The sequence below is a fragment of the Bacillus chungangensis genome (assembly GCF_030812995.1).
Lineage (GTDB): Bacteria > Bacillota > Bacilli > Bacillales > Bacillaceae_C > Bacillus_CF > Bacillus_CF chungangensis.
Genome location: NZ_JAUSTT010000014.1, coordinates 45,028 through 65,156, shown reverse-complemented (window position 1 = coordinate 65,156; position 20,129 = coordinate 45,028). Strand labels below are relative to the sequence as shown.

The following is a 20,129-nucleotide window of genomic DNA, read 5'->3' as shown; positions in this document are numbered from 1 at the left end:
CCTCCTTAATCTCTTAGAGTTTTCCCTGTCAACTCAAGGAATACAGTTTCCAAAGATGCTTTCACGCTGCTCATATTTTCAATTTTGCACCCCTTTGATAAGATGAGGGCAATTATTTCATTAAGGTAATCGTTATTCATATCAACAGTTATCGTAATTGTATCGCTAAACACTTCTACATATTTAATACCAGCTATATGTCCAAAACTTGATTTTTCAAAATCTTGTTGTTTTTTCACTTTGAAAGAATAAATAATTTCATTTTTCACTTTCTTATTTAGTTCTTCTTGTGTGCCAGAAGCGATCATTTTTCCATCGTTCATAATAATCACCCTATCTGCAATCGCTTCTACTTCCTCCATATAATGAGTGGAATAAATAATGGTAGCCCCATTTTCCTTTAATATTTTTATAGACTCCAGAATGTGATTTCTGGATTGTGGATCAATACCAATTGTTGGTTCATCCATGATAATAAGATGCGGATGATGAGCAACTCCACAAGCAATATTTAATCTTCTTTTCATGCCCCCAGAAAAAGTTTTTGGCTTCTCGTTTCGTTTATCATAAAGTCCAACTAACTCTAATGCAGTTTTCACCTGACTCTCTAATTGTTTTCCATGAATACCATAAAGGCCAGCAAAAAAACGTACATTTTTTTCTGCACTGATTTCTTCGTATATAGCAAGATCTTGTGGGACAATACCGATAGATTTTTTAATTCGTTTTACATCTTTCCTCAAATCATGTCCTAGAATCGTGACTTTTCCGCTATCAGGTGACAATACAGTAGCGAGTATATTGAGTGTTGTACTTTTCCCAGCACCGTTAGGACCAAGAAACCCTAGAATTTCACCTTGCTTTACAGTAAAGCTTATACTGTCAACTGCTTTTTTTGATTGATAGCTTTTATTGAGATTTTCAACGGTAATAACATTATCCATGTTAATTCTCCCCCTTAACTAGACACCATATTGTCTAATTGGATAGTAGCACTAACGACCAAAATAGTCAACATAGTGTCTAAAAATAAAGTGAAACTTCCATGAGTGGGGGTTTTTTATCATCCTCCGATGATAAGAAGTAGAACAAAGGCTAAGATCGCAGGCGTCCTCGAAAAGGAAACCGCTTTTCTTCGTGCGATGTTGATTCAAGAAGCTTTCCTTATCCTGTAGGCCCGAACCAATCGGACATTTACTGGCAGGTTTCCCCATCTAGACTTCGATTCCTCTTACTCTTGAGATAGGGGTCTTACTGTCAGTTAAGGCTAAATTTGATTAATCACTCTCCTGCTCACTTCCACTCATCACTCAATAAGTTAGCTGAATTCAGTTAAATCAAACGGGGCTGCTCTAAAAGTCATAAAAAAACTTTTAGAACAGCCCCGTATTGAAAGGATGCTTCTGCATGTGACGATGTACATCAACAACTTTTGCTCCATAAATGCTCCCTAGGATGTTTGCTCTAATAGCAGTTTGACACGTTTTACCTTATGATTTGAGCATTTTTTATTGGCCAAATTACAATTTTTGCATCCCCTATTATTGCTTTCATTGGTATGACGCCAATATGTCGACTATCCTTGCTGAAACGCCTATTATCGCCAAGCACAAAAATAGTATCTTCTGGCACCGTTTCATAACCCCATAAATCTTCTAAAGTGAAGTTATCTGTTAGAAGTGCATCTTCACCAAATTGTTCCTTTATCCATTTCTTGTTTTCCTCTAAATATTCTTCCTCATATGCTTTTCCGTTAATGTATAATGTATCGTTTTCGTATTCAATCTTATCTCCAGGCAATCCTATTACTCGCTTTATATAGTCTTGTTTTTCATTAGCATGAAAAACAACAATATCAAATCTCTCTGGTTTGCTTAATTTAGATACAATCATCCGATCTTGATCGTTTAATGTTGATTTCATCGATTGACCATCCACTACAATTGGAGTAAAAAGAAAGAATTTGATCACTAAACCTGCTATTATAGCTATCAGAAAAGACATGATCCATTCAAGTGATTCGGATTTCATTTTTCTTTCTGTCAATACATTCACCCTTCCTATTAAGATAATATCAAGAATATAACTTACTTGTGAAGTTTTTCCCTTCTTTTTTTTGAAAATTCCTCCATCATTTTATTTATGATCTTATTATCGTCTTCTGCAGCTATATTCCTGCCTTCTTCTTCAAAACCATCATGCGTTTCGCCGTCAAATTCATATAGCTTTTTCAATAACTTCCATAACGTTTCCAATTCTTCCGTTGTAAATTGATTGAAAACATCAGCCATAAAATGGACAGCTTTTTCACTGCTTTCAATCACTTTTCTTTTGCCCATTTCCGAAAGCTTCACATTTATTGCACGTTTGTCTTTTTCGCTAGGCACGACACTTAAATAACCTTTTTTTTCAATACTGGTAACCAACCTATTAACGTTTTGCTTACTAGTTCCTAATTTTTTTGCGATATTATTTAATGTGGTTTCATCTTCCGACAAATGGAGAATTGCGATAATCGTCATAAACTGCCTTGAGGTTAAGTCATCTAAATATTTATCCCCTTGTATTTGAAGTTTATTGATAAGTGAGAAAAGTGTCCCATAAACTTGCTGCATTAAAAATAAATCTCTTCGTTCTTTGGAATAATCCATGGTGCATCTCCTTGTAATTTGCTCAATTATAGCTTTATCTTAGCATCCATCCTTTATATTATCAACATAGTGTCTATTTCATTGTGAACTATCAGAAAATGGCGCTATTGCATCCCTTCTTGTTGATCTCCCTCAAAGAAAAGCAAGGGGAAGTTTTTTATTTTAAAAACTTCCCCTTGCTTCTTTATATCGTTTCATTGTTAATCACCATGCAGCGATGATCGATTCTATTTAATCAAGGGATGCATGTACACCGCCTTTATTGGCGGCTACCTTTTCATAAACATATTTAGCAACGACAATATCTACAATTGCAAGGCCTACCGATTTAAACACAGTGATTTCAGAATCCGATTCGCGGCCGGATTTTAAACCAAGTGCAATCTCACCTATTTCTCCATGAATACTGTCTGCTGTGATAAGTCCTTTCTCAAGCGGTACGATCAAGTCGCCTGTTTCTTCTAAAGCAGCTTCGACGGCTTCCACAACAATTTTATCTGCTTGTACCATCACATGTGATGGCAGCTCTTGCATCGCAGGGCGAAAAGAGCCAACTGCATTGACGTGCGTTCCTGGCGTTAATTTACTGGAGAATATCGGCTCAGAGGCATTTGTTGCTGTAATTAAAATATGTGCGGTTTCTACAACCTTATCGGTTTCTTCCATGACAACAGCTTCCAGTTGATACGTAGCTTGAACATATGCTGCAAATGCCAGCGCCTTTTCTTTGCTGCGGTTATAGAGTAAGATTTTTGCTATCTTTCTTACTGCTAATACCGCTTCACAAAGACCCTTGGCTTGCTCGCCAGTTCCAATGACACCTAGTATGCTCGCATCTTCTCTTGCTAAGTATTTTGTCGCTACACCAGATAAAGCACCTGTTCTCATCGTCGTTAAATAAGAACCTTCTAAAAGCGCAAGCGGCTCACCTGTTTCATAGTGGGAAAGGACAACAATCCCATTGATTGTTTTTTTACCTTTTTTCTTATTCTCTGGAACGACATTTACAAATTTCAACCCAATGCTCTCAAGTCCTTCCGCGGTTGAAGGCATATAAAGGGCTATACTTTTCCCTTCAGAAAAAGGAAGAGAAGTGCGAATAGGCGTCTGCGTTTGACCACGGGAATATTCCTTTAATGCTAATTCCGTTTGGTCAATGACTTCTGACATTTTCATATGTTTTTTCTGTTCTTCCTTACTAATAATAAGCAAATGCAATTCACCCTTTACTTCTTGATACAACTTACCTATTTATCTATTGAAAAAATTCCGAACCTTCATCCTATACTACCTTTGTTTCTACTAAATCTCCACCAATATGAGGAATTATTTTTTTTAAGAATAGTGGAGTCATTGTTTCATAACCCCACATTCGATCTGCGGACATCTCTTCTTATTTTTTCACCATTCCTTTTAACACAAAGGCAACATTTGCAGGCCTTTCAGCCAAACGTCGCATAAAATAGCCATACCAATCGTTTCCATATGGTACATAAACTCGAACCCGGTAGCCTTCTTCCACTAAACTTTTTTGCAGCTCAGTTCGAATACCGTATAAAAACTGGAATTCAAATCGATCATTCGAAATGTTCAAGTCTTTCACAAGCTGCTTTGTATATGCAATCATCGCATCATCATGCGTTGCAACCGCTGCATAATTTCCATATTCAAGCTGCCTGCGAATAATGAGTTGGTAGTTCTCGTCTACATCTTTTTTATCTGGAAAAGCAACGTCAGGCGACTCTTTGTACGCACCTTTCACAAGGCGAAGATTCGTACCATACTTCGCTAGTGCTACAATGTCTTCTTCAGTTCGATAAAGATATGCTTGAATAACTAGTCCGAAATGATCATATTCCTTGCGCAAATCTCGAAATAGCTTCAATGTTTGATCAAGATGAGCGTAATCTTCCATATCAAAACGAACAAAAATATTTAATTCTTTTGCCAGCTCTAGAATTTTTCTCATATTATTCAGACAAAAATCATAAGAAATATCTAGGCCCATGGAAGTAAGCTTTAAAGATAGGTTTGAATCTACTTGATTAGAAGCAATTGCTTTTAATGTTTCCATACAATATGCCGTCATTGCACTAGCTTCTTCCTTAGAGCTGACGAATTCGCCTAAATGATCCAGTGTAACCATCAAACCATTTTCATTTAGCTTTTTTACAGCGTCAATGGCTGCCTCCAATGTTTCTCCGGCGACAAACCTACTGCCTCCAAACCGAAGTCCATGCTTTTTTGCTAACTTGTTCAATGATTGATTACCAGCCATAAATAAGAAAAAGTTTTTCATTAATTTTTCCATCCGCTGTATGACACCTCCTAAAATAATTACCACTATATACATGCAACTAATGTGCCAATTGTATTTATTTTGAGTAAATGTCGTCTTATTGTCTTTTTTGTCCGTCTTAGTGTATGATTTTATAAACACAACTGTCTATTCATGTACGATTTTGCATACACTGTCAGAAAAAGAAGAGGAGAAATCATCATCATGAACAATTACTTTCCTATTAGAGCGCTAGAGACACTGCTAGCAGCTTTGGATGAAGCCATTTCTATTATAGATACGGACGGAATCGTTGTATATTGGAATCGTGCTGCCGAAAATATTTACAATATTTCGCAGAGTGAGATAATTGGAAAGGATATTCAGACATTTTTTCAGCGGGCGGACTTGATGAATTTTAAAGTATTAGCCTCAGAGGAACCGGTTTATGATTTGTATCATCAACCGCGCCATGATATGCATGTGCTTGTCACGACTGTCCCTATTTATGATGAAGAAAAAAAATTGATCGGCTCTATGTCCGTCGAAAAGAATATTACTACTACGATTAAGTTAAATGAAAAGCTTTCCTCCACTTCTACTGAGCTGCAAAAATTGAAGAAGAAAATACAAGAAACCCAATATCAAGACCCGTTTCATCGCATTAAAGGCTCAAGCATCGCAATTACAAATGTCATCAAGCTTGCGAAAAAAGTTGCTAAAACCGATGCTACTGTCCTCGTGCTTGGAGAAAGCGGCACTGGAAAAGAGCTCTTTGCACAAGCAATCCATGAAGATAGTCTTAGAAAAAACGAAGCTTTTATTGCGGTGAACTGCGGAGCGATTCCTCAAGCGCTCTTTGAAAGTGAATTATTTGGCTATGAACCGGGAGCCTACACTGGTGCAGATAAGAACGGAAAACCTGGGAAAATGGAGCTTGCACATAAAGGAACATTGTTTCTTGATGAAGTTGGAGAGCTTCCATTAGATATGCAAGTAAAACTGCTTCGTGCTTTGCAAGAAAAAGAGATTTATCGAATCGGGGGACAAAAACCGAGAAAGGTAGACATTCGAATTATCGCGGCCACTAATCGGAACTTAGAAATGATGGTGAGAGAAGGTTTGTTTCGCGAAGACTTATTTTATCGACTCCATGTTTTTCATCTTGATATTCCGCCATTATGTGAACGAATGGAAGATATTTTTGAATTGTTGAATACCTTTTTGAATGAATATGCTTCAAAATATAAAAAAGAGATTCCCTCTTTGAAAGCGGAACAAATGGCAATGTTTTATGCATACTCCTGGCCTGGCAACATTCGCGAATTAAGAAACTTTGCAGAACGGCTTGTTGTCCTCCATGAGGAAGGAGAACGGATCGAGGAGACAGCGATGGCATTTTTGCCAAAAGAAGCTGGTGCAATTTCTTCATCACAAACCGTTGCATCACCATTGCCGCCTGTATACACTTCGCTGGCTGAAGAGAGGCAGCTAACTGAAAAAGAAAAAATTAAACAAATCCTCGAAAAAACGTACAACAACAAAACATTGGCTGCAAAAGAATTAGGAATTGCCCGCTCTACTCTCTATCAAAAATTAAAAAAATATGGACTTGCTTAAAAAATCTAATTTAATGACATGGAAATGGAGGAGCAAATGTAGCGGACTGGTTGTCCCTTGTCCTCGGCGTGTGGGCGAATGCGGTCGCCACGGTCGCGTTGGCCATCGCCGCTAAGGGCAAAAGGACCCGGTACCCTACGCTTATACGTGGGTTCTATGCGAAAGTCAATTATCGCGGTGCTGGTGTTAAATGCCAGCCTTTGACAGCCGCTATCTTCTTGTCCCAGCCGTGGCGTGTTATCCCGCTGGTGGTCGCCGCCGTGGTTTCCACGTCCGCGCTTACTCTGGCGGTCAGGGAAAGAAGGGGGTGTAGCCGGTGGTGAACGTGCGCCCGCTCAGCAAATGTGGAAGATGAGCCTTGTCCAACTTGCCAAGGTCAGCGGGGTTCCGCTCCGGACGCTGGAGGGCATCGAAAAACGCGAGGCCTGTATGGTTTTCAATGCCTTGAAAATTGCCGAGGCTCTGGATGTCACCATGGACGAATTGTGCCGCTAGGAGGTTCCGGCCGCCGATTGAGGCGGTCGGAACCTTGCAGTTTTGTTGTTGCCGGATGCCATCGTGCGTGATAAAATAAGTGCGGTGTTGTATGTCGCAATAAAGCGATAAGGCGAAGTAAATTAGCGCCATCCAAAATACCATAAGGAGAACAGGAAATTGGAATGTATACCGAAAACCAAGCAAAATCTGGATACAAACTTTTTAAAACTGGTTGCTATTATTAGCATGGCTGTAGACCATACAATGAAGAATTTTTTCCCCGATAACTTAGCCCTTGCTATAATCGGCCGTATTGCCTTTCCGCTGTTTGCTTACTGTCTAGTGGTAGGTTGCCTATATACACGCAGCACAAAAAAATATATTGGCAGATTATTCGTTTTCGCCATTATATCACAGCCATTTTTTGTAATGGCTTTTCATCCTACATGGGAAAGCTTTATTGAAAATATTCTCGTTTTGAACATCTTTTTTACGCTGATTGCCGGTGTGCTGGTCATAAACGCGCTTATGAATATTAAAAAAAACTGGTGGATGATTCTGATTGCAGTTGCGATGGTATTCTTCATTGGCCTTGATTACGGGATTTACGGAATAATTCTAATGGTTATCTTCTATCTTTGCCGTAACAAAAATTGGCTTTCGTTTATTCTTGTTTTTATTTTGATGTCATTTTCCCTCCCCGGTGATTTTGTTCATGTGTTCGGCTTTGGGATTGGGCTACAGTTCTTTGCGGTGTTGTCGTTACCCTTTATCTATATCCATACGAGTATCCGACCTAAAATTAATAAATATTTTTTCTATATTTTCTATCCAGCCCACCTCTTTACAATTTTTTTAATACGATTCTTCATTATTTAGGTAATAAAAAAAGAAACTACTTCGCAGTGCGTTAGGTACTTTCTTCCGGGGAGACGTCACAGGCTCCCCGTTTCGTTGCAAAGCCAGACAATACCGGCGAGGACGAAGCTGCATTACCAATGAGCTGTTTCCATCATAAAACATACATAGAGTAAATTTTCAATCAGGGGGGCTCTCATCCGATTTCTCGAAAAAAAGAGCACTTTTTCTTCGTTCAATACATTGTCTTAATCCTTTAGTTATCTCCTTCTAGCACTTCTGCTTCTTACACTTCATAATAGGCGGGGGATGGATTTTGTTCTTTCTTTACTCAGTACAAGAAGGGGCTGCCTATAAGGCAGTAAAACTGACTTACCCCAGGACAGCTCCATTGCTTGAATTTATAATAACCCAATGCTTTTACTCATGAACAATGTTAATCCACGTACTCATTAAATTCCAAGGATAGTTATATGAAACTGTTTCAAATTGGTATACTTTTGAAGATTTCGGTCCAATATGTTTGTCAGAATCAAAGGTTACAGTATGATGAAACGCATCTGCATATCCATTTCCAGTCAAATCAATGGCATAAATCTGAATATGAAAGTTAGGGTTATTCCCCATAAAAACATTCCCGAGCCAATGCTTGCTAGCACCATATCCTATTTCCATTGTCGAAATACTGACTTTACCTTTCACTGGAACAGTCTCGTACTTATTGATGACATTTTCATATCCATTTGCTGATTCTATCGCTCGAATATATACAGAAGTTACTGGAGGAGCAGGATAATAAGAAGGGTATGTGTAATCCAACTGGTTTTCTTTCATACTCTCCTTTAGTGCATTGTATTCTTCCAAACTAATTTTCTCAAATGTAGCCTCTGGATACTCCTCTTGAATACTAGCCATTTCTTTTTTCAAAAAATCGTCCTCATGTTTTTCTGCTGCATCAAATTCACTAGCTTGAACCACTCCACCAATCCCTAACGAAATGATAAGAACTGTCAACAATGAAAATAGTTTTAATCGTTTCATCAATATTCCTCCTTTTTTTCTATTATCAAGATTATTATACTATATTTTCCAACAATGTAAATATTAAATATCATTATTGTAAATAAAGTGAAACTTCCATCAGTGGGGGTTTTCTCTTATCCCCCACTGATGGTTAGTTGAACCAATCGGACATTTACTGGCAGTTATCCCCCACCTAGACTTCTTCGATTCCTCTTACTCTTGAGGTGGAGGTCTTACTGCCAGTTAGATGTGGGATAAAAAGGAAAAACAATTGTCTTTATGATCTAAAATGATCAACACTTTATTCTAAAAATTACATAAATAACAAGGCATAGAACATTTTTAATAAGTGGTGTAATATGGTATTGTTTATGTGTTATAAATGCAAAAATATGCGTATAGATTTTGGGAGGAAAATAATGAAATCGGCATTACATTTACAGAGTAAAGCAAACAAAAATGATGTAAAACTATTTTTAATGTATATATTAGTCTTTTACTCTGTTTGGACTTTTAAAGAGTTATGGTTAGTACAGTATATCTATCCTTTAGGTGAGGTTACATCTGCCTTTTTAAATGCATTGATTAAGATTTCCGTTTGGATAGTTCCAGTTTGGTTATACATAAAGTGGTACTTACACTCTAACCCGAGCAACTATTTGAAAATGAATATTAATATAAAAAAGGGGATATTATGGGGGATCGTTCTTTCCCTTCTATTAGGTTTATATTTTACCTTCATCGTATATATTTTAAATGAAAAAGCATTTAATTTTAAATTATCCTTAGGCAGCTATCTTAATGGTATTCTTTTGGTTGGAATTACAGAAGAAATTGTATTTAGAGGTTTAATTTTACAAGAATTTAATAAGAGATTGAGCTTTTGGAAAGCAAATATAATCGCTGCCTTCTTATTTCTAATCGTGCACTACCCAATTTGGATTTACAAAGGTGTATTCTTCGATTTATGGAGTCATATATATATTATTCTGGTTGGCCTAATCTTTGGATTGGTGTATAAAAAGACAGGTTCGATTTGGTCGGTTGTTATTTTGCATTCCTTCCATAATTTTTTTGTTAGTATGATATGACATCCTGTTTTACTGCAAAAAAGAAAAACTTAAAATGAAGGCTGGTTGTCAGCCTTCATTCTACTTGCCACATTTTCCCTACACTTTAAACCGATAGACAACTTGCTGCATCTCATCAGCCAGCACTGCCAGCGATCGCGCAGATGAAGCAATCTCCTCTGTTGTTGCCAGCTGTTCTTCTGAAGCTGCGGAACTTTCCTGTGACGCTTTTAATCCTTCTTGAGCAATCTGTTCTATCTTTTCAATAGTGTGAACGACTTGTTCACTAAGCGCATTCATTTCTTCTACTGCGGCTGATACATCTTGCACCTTTCCAGTAACCGTTTGGAAAGAGTTTTCGATTTCAACAAAAGCATTTTTCGTTTCTTGTGTATGGTTGAGACCTTCAGCTACTTGTTCATTATTACGTTCCATTGCTTTCACCACTGTTTCCGTTTCCTGTTGAATCTGATCAACAATTTTTTTCACTTGATCTGCAGATTCTCTTGATTCTTCTGCTAATTTACGTACTTCATCTGCTACAACTGCAAAGCCTTTGCCATGTTCGCCAGCACGGGCAGCCTCGATAGCCGCGTTCAAAGCCAACAAATTGGTTTGATCAGCGATATTTGTAATGAGCGAGACAATGCTGCTAATATGTCGAGAATGCTCGCCGAGAGAACGGATCGACCCTGTTGTCTCCTCAACTGAAGAATACATGTCATTCATTTGCAGTACCACACTTTCAATGGATTTGGTGCCATTTTGTGTAACAGCTGCTGCATCTTCTGCGGATTGCAGCATGGACTCACTCGCATTCGATATTTGTTCCATGCCAGCAGACATTTCCTGGATGGATGCGGCCGCCTGATGAAAATAATGAAGCTGCTGTTCAGATCCTTTAGCATTTTCCTGAGAGATGTACGCTACTTGTTCAGCCGCTGAAGTACTTTGTTCAGAGGAAGATGACAGTTCCTCGCTTGAGGAGGCAACTTGTGTACTAGCATGAGAAACTTGTGAGATGACAGTACGCAAGTCATCCACCATTTTGTTAAGTGAAGCTACCAGCTGTCCGATTTCGTCACGATTTTTCACTTTTATTTTTTCAATTGAAAAATCGCCTTTCGCTAACCGATTTATAGCAGACGATACTTTCGCAACGGGACTAGAGATTTGGCGGCTTATGAGTATGCTGATAACAAAGCCAACGATAATAGCAATGATACTAGTGATGATCACTGTTTTGTTCACAACTTCTGTTCGGATTGTTGCATCTTTCTTTCCATTATCCAATTGCTCTTCTTGAAAACCAACCATCTCATTCGCTTTTTGCAAGAATTTAGAACCTGTATAACTGACCTTGCCTCTCAGCATGGATAAAGATTCTTCCTCTTTTCCCGCTTTTTTTAGTGCAATCGTTTCTAAAATATGGTCCTCGTATTCATGCTGCATGTCATCCAACTCGACTAACAGTTGCTTGCCTTCTTCTGATGCTAATGATGCGGACAGATCATCTAAAATAACATGATAAATGCCAATTGATGCTTCAAACTCATTTATGTACATTTGATCGCCAGTCAACAAAAAGCCATTCACTGCATTGGCTTGCTTATATACTTCTTCCTTGAGATTTTGTACAGCAGTTACTTTTGGTACGCTGTCTTCAATTAAATCTATATAAGTGGTATTCACTTTTGAAATTTGCATAATGGAGACGACAGCAATAACTGACAATAAGAAAAGAACTGTCAGAGACCCTCCTACTAGCTTTTTCCCAATGGTGATTTTCCCGGACAATACACTCTTATCTTTTCTTTGTTTCACTGAACTCACTCCAGTTTTTATTTTTTAACTGATAGTGCCCCCTCTTTGCCTTGATTATTTTTTGGATTGAACGATTGTCAGTTCTCGCATCCCCTATTTAATCCCCTCGTTTTTTCATGTACCCTCATCGTTATCTATTACGATGGAAAAATCGCCTGCAATACAGAACGACTATCCATGTAAAGTTTCCATCAGTTGGGTTTTCTCTTATCCCCAACTGGACAACAGGTAAAACCAACAAATGCTAAGACCGCATGCAAAAGGAAATCGCATGCATCATTGCCATAGCTTTCCTAGTTCTCCAGGCCGGAGCCAATCAGACATTTGTTCCGTTATCCCCCATCTAACACCTCTGATTTATTTCGCTTAGATAGGAGATACGGCTTGTTAAATGCGGGGTTTTTTCATAGAAAATACCGCCAAGTGATCATATACATTTTTTCAAATAATTTGTACGTTCAATAGGAGCACAGACTAGCTTCTGAGTTAATCACAGAGCGAGTTTTGGCATAACACTAGCTGACTCTTCCCCCTGAAAAAACATTTGATAGAACCTTTCCACTCGTTTCACTCATATGAGAAGGAAACTGAAATCCAATTAGTGGAAAAGCGAAAAGGTTCCAAGGAAATCACTAGGTTTATACTGATGAAAACTTAGCTATCACTTCTTCATTTTTGGAATTTAATAACTTTCTGATTGACTGGACGTCTTCTTCACAATCGCAATCCCATTGCTCGTTCCAATACGTACAGCACCAGCTTCGATCATTTGCATCGCATCTTCATAAGTACGCACTCCACCGGATGCTTTGACAGCAATCACTTCGCCTGCCTCTTGCTTCATGAGACGTACATGCTCCAGTGTTGCTCCACCCGTTCCAAAGCCTGTCGATGTTTTGACAAAGTCAATACGATGCTTTTTCGCAAGTTGACATAGCTCCGTAATCTCGTGGTTATCAAGGTAGCATGTTTCCAAGATAATCTTTATGACAAGGTGATCTTGGGAAATTTTTAATTCCGCAAAAGCCGCCATTTCTTTTTCAACTAAATCAAATCGTTTATTTTTTACGTGGCCTAAGTTAACAACATAATCTAGTTCACTGGCGCCATCTACAATTGCTTGTTTTGCTTCAAATATTTTTCCTTCCATCGTGTTCGCTCCATGTGGAAAGCCAATGACAGTGCACACTTTAACAGACGAGGCTTTCAGTAATTGATAAGCATCGCTCACATAGGAAGGCTGGATACAAACAGATTTAAATTGATGTGTTATTGCCTCATCACATAATGATTTAATATCAGCTTCTGTTGCCGTTGGATGTAATAGCGTGTGGTCAATGTAAGTATTGATATTCATGTTCATCCTCCGTCCATTTTCTCTTTTATTTGCAGCTAAGTCTCCACCTTCATTTGCATGTTTGTGGAGGGAACACTATTCCATTACTGCGAACTCATATTCATCACTTAAATATTCGCCCGCATTGGAACTGTCAACTAATGCTGTACCACCATCAATATACTTGTCGACTTCTTCTCCCTTTACAATTTTCACAGCCGTTTGGACTGCTAGTTTCCCCATTGTAATTGGATCATTTAACACTGTAGCATCGTATTGGCCGTCTTCAATATGTTTAATAGCTTCCATCAAGCCGTCAATTCCGACAATCGATACTTGATCTAGTAAATTAGCTTGTTTTAATACTTGTAATGCACCAAGTGCCATATCATCATTGTGCGCATATACTAAATCAACATCTGGATGAGCTTGAAGCAAGTCCTGCATGGAAGTAACTGCTTTTGCACGAATGTAGTCATTATACGGACCTTCTATTACTTCAATGCCAGCTTCCTTTTCTATCATTTCATGAAAACCTGCATGGCGCGCCATCATAACGGTACCACCCGCATCTCCTTGCAGCTCGATGATTTTTCCTTTTGCGCTGCCAGCACCGCCTAATAACGCTACTGCTTTTTCACCTGCCAGTCTTCCCATTTCTTCATTGTCTCTTCCTACATAAGCAGTTGGTTGATCATTCGTGTTTCTATCAACTGTAATGACTGGAACATCGTTTTGCTTTGCTGCTTTCATCGATGGCGAAACCGCTGATGGATTCGTCGGGTTCAAAATGAGCGCATCAATTCCTTTTGTTAATAGAGATTGAACATCTGCATTTTGTTTCTCAATATCGTTTTGAGCATCAATCACAATCAATTCAACGCCTAATTTAGCTGCTTCTTCTTTTGCCCCCTCTACTAATGAAATGTAAAAAGGAGATTCCTGCGTTACTTGGGAAAAACCAATTGTAATGTCAGCATCTTTTTTACTAGTGTCTTTTTTGCTTCCACTATCGGTACTCGCGTCATTATCATTGCCCCCACAGGCAGCCAAGACTAGCATCATAACGGAAAGAATGAATCCTATCGAAAATTTTTTCAACACGTTTCAACTCTCTTTCTATTTTTTATTAAAGACAAATTGATTTAATACTAACGCTCCTACGATAATTCCTCCCATAAAAATAGATTGATAGTAGGAAGATAATCCGAGTAGGTTAAAGATGTTCGTAATCATACTCATAATGAGTACACCAACGAAAGTTCCACCAACACCTCCCTTGCCGCCAAATAGGCTGGCGCCGCCTAGAACGACAGCAGCAATTGCATCTAGCTCCATGCCCTGCCCGGCTGTTGGCTGGCCAACAGTTAACCAAGCAACCATCATGATTCCAGCTATAGAAGCTGTTATACCGGAAATGCCAAAAGTAAGTAAAGTATATTTATTCACTTGAATTCCTGAAAGTTTTGCAGATTCCGCATTCCCGCCAATTGCATAAAGCTTTCTCCCAAAAGTGGTGTAATTTAATATCACCATCGCTAAAATAGTTAGCAGCACCCAAAGTACACCAACAATTGGTATTTTATTAAATAAAGTTCCTCCCAATACTTGGAATGAATCTGGTAAATGATAAACTGGCTTGCCGTCCGTTAACAATAAAGCCAATCCTCTAGCGGAAACCATCACTGCTAAAGTAGCGATAAAGGCTGGCACTCGAAGTTTTGTCGCAAAAAATCCACTCATCATTCCTATTAGCCCTCCGATAATTAGTGTAAGCATAATAGCTAATATCGGATTCATTCCACTAACGAGTAGTAACGATACCACCATGCCGCTTAGAGCAAGTACAGACCCAACTGATAAGTCAATGCCAGCAACGATGATAACAAAAGTCATACCAATGCTAACGATGCCTACAAATGATGACTGCTGTAAAATATTCAACAAATTTTGCATCGTCATAAACTTTGGCGATGAAAGAGCCCCTAATAAGAAAAACACTAAAAATAATAATAATAAATTGTATTTTCTCATGTAGAGCCCCAGTGATTTCTTTGGCGACACTGCTGATATTGTTTCGCTCATTTTGTCTCCTCCTTCTATAAAGTGTGTGCTGCAATGTATGAGAATTCATCAATTAGACAGTTTATTCATATCTTTATCCCTTGTTTTCTTCCAAAGCAGGGTAAAGGGCAAAGCACTTTTTTAGTTTGCCTTCTAGATGGCTCCTGCTACCGCCGAATGAAGAATTTCATCCTTTTGCTCAAGCGGAGATTTACATTCATGGACAACCTCTCCATGATACATCACAAGAACACGATCACTTAGAAGAAGAAGTTCCTCGATTTCAGAAGATGCTACGATGACACTTGTTCCGTTTTCCGCTAATTCCTTGATGATGGTATATATTTCATCCTTTGCACCGATGTCTATACCTTGTGTCGGTTCATCAAACAATAATAATCTCGATTCGTGAATCAGCCATTTAGAAATGATTACTTTTTGCTGATTGCCGCCGCTTAAATTCCTCATAAGTGCATCAGGATTTCTCGTTTTAATATTCAAACGATTAATTTGCGTTTTTACAGCTTGCTCAATCCGAAGCTGTTTTAAAAATCCAAACTGAGCATACTTGCTTAACGAAGGCAGGATCGCATTTTCTTTCACATTTAAATCTAAAATGGCTCCTTCTGTTTTCCGATTTTCTGGAACATAGCCCATACCAAGCTGAATCGCTTTTTGCGGCGACGTTACTTGCTGTACTTGGTTGTTGATGCTTAACTTTCCTTCTATTAGCTTATCGACGCCAAAAATCGCTTTTAACAACTCTGTTCTGCCAGCGCCCACTAAACCGTACAAACCCAAAATTTCTCCTTTTTTCACATCAAAAGATATATTTTTGAGCTTCTCATTTTTAAAGCCTTGAACTGTTAAAAATACTTCCTTATGTTCTGTTTTTTTGGCAGCTTTGCGATCTTTCTCCATCTTTCTGCCAATAATCGCTTCAACTAGCTGGGTTTGACTAATTTCTTTCATCTCTTTCGTAAAAACCCATTCTCCGTTCCGAAGCACTGTCACACGATCACCAATAGTGAATAGTTCGTCAAGTTTATGAGATATATAGATAATTGTTATGCCTCGTTTTTTTAAATCCCTAATAACGCGAAACAGCGTTTTTACTTCACCCTCTGATAAAGCTGTAGAAGGTTCATCCATAATGATAATTTTTGATTGGCTGGCAATTGCTTTTGTTATTTCAACCATTTGTTTCGTCCCCATGCTTAAGGCTCTAATAGGAAGCTCAGGGGACAAGTGAATATTTAACTCGGCCAGCAACGCTTGCGCAGATTTCTTCAACTGTTTCCAGCTAACGAAACCTCCCTTTGGCTGCAAGTATTCTCCTAAAAAAATATTTTCAGCTACAGATAGTTCTTCTACTAGAGATAATTCTTGATAAATTGTTGCAATCCCCAACGCCTTGCTGTCCTTTGGTGAATGAATGTTGGCAGTGGCATCGTTAATGATGATTTCTCCCTCATCCATCGGATAGACACCGGATAATATTTTCATTAAGGTGGATTTTCCAGCACCATTTGCCCCAATTAGGCAATGAACCTCTCCAGGTTTGACAGCAAAATCAACCCGATTCAATGCCTTTACACCTGGGAAGCTTTTTGAAATTCCTTTCATTTGCAACATTGGACCCATGTAATGCCTCCTTTCATCAAGTAAACATTCGATCAATCATGTATCCTTTATGGTTTACGATAAGGGATTACAAGCAAGAATAGAATCTTCTCGCAATGAACATTCACTTTCGTCCGATAACCGTTTAGGAAGCGCCATTAGCCAGTCGCAACGCTTAACTCAGTATTATTTTTTCCTCTTAGGTGTCAATTTCTTATAAGCTTTGCCCCTTCTAATCAAAGGTAATATGATCTAATGGAGAACCGCACCTTTCATGCGCTCATATACAGCATCGTCTGAACTCTAACTTAGTGAGCGTTAACCCACTCGGTCTCCTTCCACTTTTACATGCTGAAGCGTTAAATAGGAGATAAATGTCTAAGCTCTTTCATCACTGGAAATAACGTACGATTGAGTTCTAAATAAAGCTGGTAATAATCTTGATACCGTATTGTCATGGTACGATTAGGAGAATATGTTTTTGAAATATGCACCATTTGGTCTGCTGCTGTAAATAAATTTGTGAAATATCCTGCTCCATAAGCAGCAATAATAGCTGCTCCTCTTGCACCAGTTTCTGTATCGGTTGTTGTTTCAATCGAAATTCCTGTTACATCACTAATGATCTGCATCCACAGCTCATTTTTCGTACCGCCTCCACCTGCAACAATTCGATCAACAGTAATACCTCCCTTTTGAAAGGTTTCAATGACATGCTTTGTCCCGTAGGCAGTCGATTCTAAAATAGCTCTAAAAATGTGATATTTAGAATGGGCTAATGTTAAACCAATTAGTCCGCCGGAAGCATGAGGATTTCGATATGGAGTACGGTTGCCCTGCCAACTATCAAGCATGACTAGCCCTTCGCTTCCTGGTGAAATATCTTGGCACTCAGCAATTAATTGATTGAACTTGCCGTTCGTTTTAACGCCTTCTTCAAATTCTTTAAAAAACCATGAAATTAATGAACCGCATGATAACTGCCCGCCTTCCAGCAGCCAGTGGCCATCTACTAAAGGTGCTTGATAAGGCCCCCATAAACCCGGCTGAAACACAGGCTCATGATGATGAATAAGATGAACAAAGCTAGTACCTGTAATTAAGCTCATTTTTCCTTTCGAAATCGCATTCGAACCAATCATCCCCACATGGGCATCTATCCCACCTTGATAGACAGGTGTTGCTTTTTTCAATCCTAATTGTGCTGCTGCATGATCCGTTAAGCCGGCGATTTTCCCGCCAACTTTCACCACTTCAGAAGGCCAATAAGCAGTATAGTCATGAAAACCTATTTTTTCAAAAAATAATGGTGAAAATCCATCTTTTCCTTCAATATAATTCCATTTACAACTGGCATTGCACTTTGATGCAACCCTTTTCCCAGTTAGGCGAAAATTAAACCAGTCTAATTGTTCAAATAAATACCGCCCTTTTGTAAGAAGGCCTTGCTCTTTAAACCAGATTGATTTGGCTGTCATCCATTCTCCAGAAACTTTGCCACCAGCATATTGCAAAATATCCTGCACATGTGCATCCTCTACAGAATTAATAGACTCCTCTTGAGGAGTTGCCCGTTGATCCATCCAACATACTGCTCTTCTCAAAGGTCTTCCATTTGTATCCGTTAACAAAACAGTCGAGGAGGTTGCACAAACAGCCAATGCTGCTATTTGATTTAAATCCACTTCACTTTTTGCCCGATTCATAATAGTCAATAGTGCAGCCCACCAATCTTCTGCATCTTGCTCCGCACAACCTGCATGATCAAAATAAGTCGGATATGGCTGCTGATCCTGATAAAACTTCTTGCCAGCATGATTGTATATACCAATTTTCAAACTTTGTGTTCCTACATCTATACCAAGGAAATATCCATGTTTCTGCATCAACTCTTCACCACGTTTATTTTTTTCTCTCGCATCTCTTGTCTGTATTGCCCTGCTCTAAGCGCCAGGCTATATCATTCCTATCTGATATGTAGGGAATGTGAATGCTGCAAAAATCGCCGCGAATACAATACGCATTTCCACCATAAATATTTCAATCCCGTTGCTTTAAGACAAGAGGCATCTTCCACAAAATAAAGGAAGAGCATGCAAGACGCTATGCTTTAGGCATGCAATCTCTGCTTTCACTTAAAACTTTATATGTCAAGCTCCCCGCCTATGTTGAATCAGGGGAAGCAGCGATTCCATCTGATTTACTGATGGCAAACGTGCTGAATGAGTTCTCTGATCAGATGTACGGCATTTAGCCTTTGATGTTTTATTTTTTGTTTAAGGTTGGATCAAAATTTTATTGAATACCAATTGTTTCTTTTTAATTTTTTGGAACACTTCCGGCGTCTCCTCAATTGGAAAACGATGTGAAATAAGCGGCTCGACCTCTATTTTTCCTTGCGCCATTAACTCAATAGAATAGGCCCATTCTTTTCCAGGAAAAGGATTGGAAAAGGAATTCCAAGAGCCAGTTACACTAATTTCGTAGCGAAGTAAGCGATCAACCGCTTCTTTACTTAATATTAGTTCTTCATTTGAGATACCTAAAAAGACAACTTTCCCTCTTTTTCCACTAATGGCGACTGCTTGATTTTGAGCAATCGGCGAGCCCGAAGTATCCAAAACACAATTTATTGACTGATTAGCAAGGATGGCAATTGGATCTTCTGTTTTTGAATTAATCGTTAAATCAGCGCCGACTTCTTTCGCAACTGCTAGCTTTTCATCAAAAATATCGATCGCAATGACATGTTTTGCTCCCATTTCTTTTGCAATTTGAACTGCAAATAATCCAATTGCACCTAAACCAGCCACAACAACAGTATCCCCCTCTGATACGTTGCCTCTCCATAAACCATGAACAGCATTGGCAGCAGGATCGACCATAGCTCCTGCTTCATAGGAAACTTCATCCGGAAGCTTTAACAAATTCCCTGCTTTTACTTTAATGAAATTTGCCATTGCTCCATCCGTTCTCGAGCCATAATAATTATACGATTCACATAACGAAAATAACCCCTCTTTACAATATTCACAATCATAGCAAGGAATCAACGGTGCGATTGTGACTCTATTGCCTTCCTCAAAACCTTGTACTTTTGCACCACATTCAACAATTTGCCCAGAAAATTCATGTCCTAATGTAATTCCTTTATAATAAGCACCTTTATATAAAGCCCTCGGGATATCTGATCCGCAAATTCCAATCATTTTGACACTAATTAGTACTTCATCATCGTCTATTCTAGGTACAGGCACTTCTTCATACTTTAAGACACCTGGTTCGTATAATTTAACTGCATACAT

Annotated in this window: 17 protein-coding genes and 1 pseudogene; 4 read left to right on the top strand and 14 right to left on the bottom strand. The window is 38.7% G+C overall.

What is annotated here, in order from left to right:
* Positions 1-5 precede the first annotated feature (5 nt).
* The 5 genes from J2S08_RS12425 to J2S08_RS12405 form a co-directional block, all read right to left on the bottom strand.
* Positions 6-944 (bottom strand): ABC transporter ATP-binding protein, encoded by a 939-nt coding sequence (locus tag J2S08_RS12425; protein ID WP_307229946.1) that lies wholly within the window; start codon positions 942-944, stop codon positions 6-8.
* A gap of 541 nt (positions 945-1,485) precedes the next feature.
* Complete coding sequence (gene lepB / locus J2S08_RS12420; RefSeq protein ID WP_307230056.1) at positions 1,486-2,031, bottom strand: signal peptidase I; 546 nt, start codon at positions 2,029-2,031, stop codon at positions 1,486-1,488.
* Between the two features lie 56 nt (positions 2,032-2,087).
* Positions 2,088-2,651, bottom strand: a complete 564-nt coding sequence (locus J2S08_RS12415) for a MarR family winged helix-turn-helix transcriptional regulator (RefSeq protein ID WP_307229944.1) — start codon at positions 2,649-2,651, stop codon at positions 2,088-2,090.
* 231 nt (positions 2,652-2,882) lie between these two features.
* Entirely contained in the window at positions 2,883-3,863 is a 981-nt protein-coding gene (locus J2S08_RS12410; protein WP_307229943.1) for an ornithine cyclodeaminase family protein, read from the bottom strand.
* Positions 3,864-4,044: 181 nt separating this feature from the next.
* Positions 4,045-4,962 carry a proline dehydrogenase gene (locus tag J2S08_RS12405; RefSeq protein WP_307229941.1) on the bottom strand — a complete coding sequence of 306 codons (918 nt, stop codon included), beginning with the start codon at positions 4,960-4,962 and terminating at the stop codon, positions 4,045-4,047.
* 192 nt (positions 4,963-5,154) lie between these two features.
* On the opposite strand from J2S08_RS12405, the gene J2S08_RS12400 reads away from it, so the two are divergent.
* The 3 genes from J2S08_RS12400 to J2S08_RS12390 all read left to right on the top strand — a co-directional run bounded on the left by J2S08_RS12400 (position 5,155) and on the right by J2S08_RS12390 (position 7,905).
* The gene (locus J2S08_RS12400) at positions 5,155-6,549 is read left to right on the top strand and encodes a sigma-54 interaction domain-containing protein (protein WP_307229940.1); all 1,395 of its coding nucleotides are present in this window, start codon (positions 5,155-5,157) and stop codon (positions 6,547-6,549) included.
* Between the two features lie 342 nt (positions 6,550-6,891).
* The gene (locus J2S08_RS22550) at positions 6,892-7,044 is read left to right on the top strand and encodes a helix-turn-helix domain-containing protein (RefSeq protein ID WP_370875681.1); all 153 of its coding nucleotides are present in this window, start codon (positions 6,892-6,894) and stop codon (positions 7,042-7,044) included.
* Positions 7,045-7,203: 159 nt separating this feature from the next.
* Positions 7,204-7,905: a TraX family protein gene (locus J2S08_RS12390; RefSeq protein ID WP_307229936.1), complete on the top strand. Its 702-nt coding sequence runs from the start codon at positions 7,204-7,206 to the stop codon at positions 7,903-7,905.
* A 399-nt stretch (positions 7,906-8,304) separates the two neighbouring features.
* Here J2S08_RS12390 and J2S08_RS12385 read toward each other — a convergent pair whose 3' ends face one another.
* Positions 8,305-8,925 carry a DUF4879 domain-containing protein gene (locus J2S08_RS12385; protein ID WP_307229934.1) on the bottom strand — a complete coding sequence of 207 codons (621 nt, stop codon included), beginning with the start codon at positions 8,923-8,925 and terminating at the stop codon, positions 8,305-8,307.
* A 401-nt stretch (positions 8,926-9,326) separates the two neighbouring features.
* Here J2S08_RS12385 and J2S08_RS12380 point away from each other — a divergent pair, with 401 nt between their 5' ends.
* The gene (locus tag J2S08_RS12380; RefSeq protein ID WP_307229932.1) at positions 9,327-9,998 is read left to right on the top strand and encodes a CPBP family intramembrane glutamic endopeptidase; all 672 of its coding nucleotides are present in this window, start codon (positions 9,327-9,329) and stop codon (positions 9,996-9,998) included.
* A 78-nt stretch (positions 9,999-10,076) separates the two neighbouring features.
* On the opposite strand, the gene J2S08_RS22545 is transcribed toward J2S08_RS12380, so the two are convergent.
* From J2S08_RS22545 to J2S08_RS12345, 8 genes and pseudogenes are all read right to left on the bottom strand, one after another.
* Entirely contained in the window at positions 10,077-11,024 is a 948-nt protein-coding gene (locus J2S08_RS22545) for a methyl-accepting chemotaxis protein (RefSeq protein ID WP_370875683.1), read from the bottom strand.
* A pseudogene (locus tag J2S08_RS22540) lies at positions 11,019-11,801 on the bottom strand (MCP four helix bundle domain-containing protein); the annotation flags it as partial. The gene J2S08_RS22545 and the pseudogene J2S08_RS22540, both read right to left, overlap by 6 nt.
* Before the next feature lie 682 nt (positions 11,802-12,483).
* Complete coding sequence (deoC, locus tag J2S08_RS12370; protein ID WP_307229928.1) at positions 12,484-13,158, bottom strand: deoxyribose-phosphate aldolase; 675 nt, start codon at positions 13,156-13,158, stop codon at positions 12,484-12,486.
* A 75-nt stretch (positions 13,159-13,233) separates the two neighbouring features.
* On the bottom strand, positions 13,234-14,241 hold the full coding sequence (locus J2S08_RS12365; RefSeq protein ID WP_307229926.1) for a substrate-binding domain-containing protein: 1,008 nt from the start codon (positions 14,239-14,241) through the stop codon (positions 13,234-13,236).
* A gap of 15 nt (positions 14,242-14,256) precedes the next feature.
* Complete coding sequence (locus J2S08_RS12360; RefSeq protein ID WP_307229924.1) at positions 14,257-15,222, bottom strand: ABC transporter permease; 966 nt, start codon at positions 15,220-15,222, stop codon at positions 14,257-14,259.
* A 132-nt stretch (positions 15,223-15,354) separates the two neighbouring features.
* Positions 15,355-16,845 carry a sugar ABC transporter ATP-binding protein gene (locus tag J2S08_RS12355; RefSeq protein ID WP_307229923.1) on the bottom strand — a complete coding sequence of 497 codons (1,491 nt, stop codon included), beginning with the start codon at positions 16,843-16,845 and terminating at the stop codon, positions 15,355-15,357.
* Positions 16,846-17,183: 338 nt separating this feature from the next.
* Positions 17,184-18,710 (bottom strand): FGGY-family carbohydrate kinase, encoded by a 1,527-nt coding sequence (locus tag J2S08_RS12350; RefSeq protein ID WP_307229920.1) that lies wholly within the window; start codon positions 18,708-18,710, stop codon positions 17,184-17,186.
* A gap of 390 nt (positions 18,711-19,100) precedes the next feature.
* Positions 19,101-20,129 carry a galactitol-1-phosphate 5-dehydrogenase gene (locus J2S08_RS12345; protein ID WP_307229918.1) on the bottom strand — a complete coding sequence of 343 codons (1,029 nt, stop codon included), beginning with the start codon at positions 20,127-20,129 and terminating at the stop codon, positions 19,101-19,103.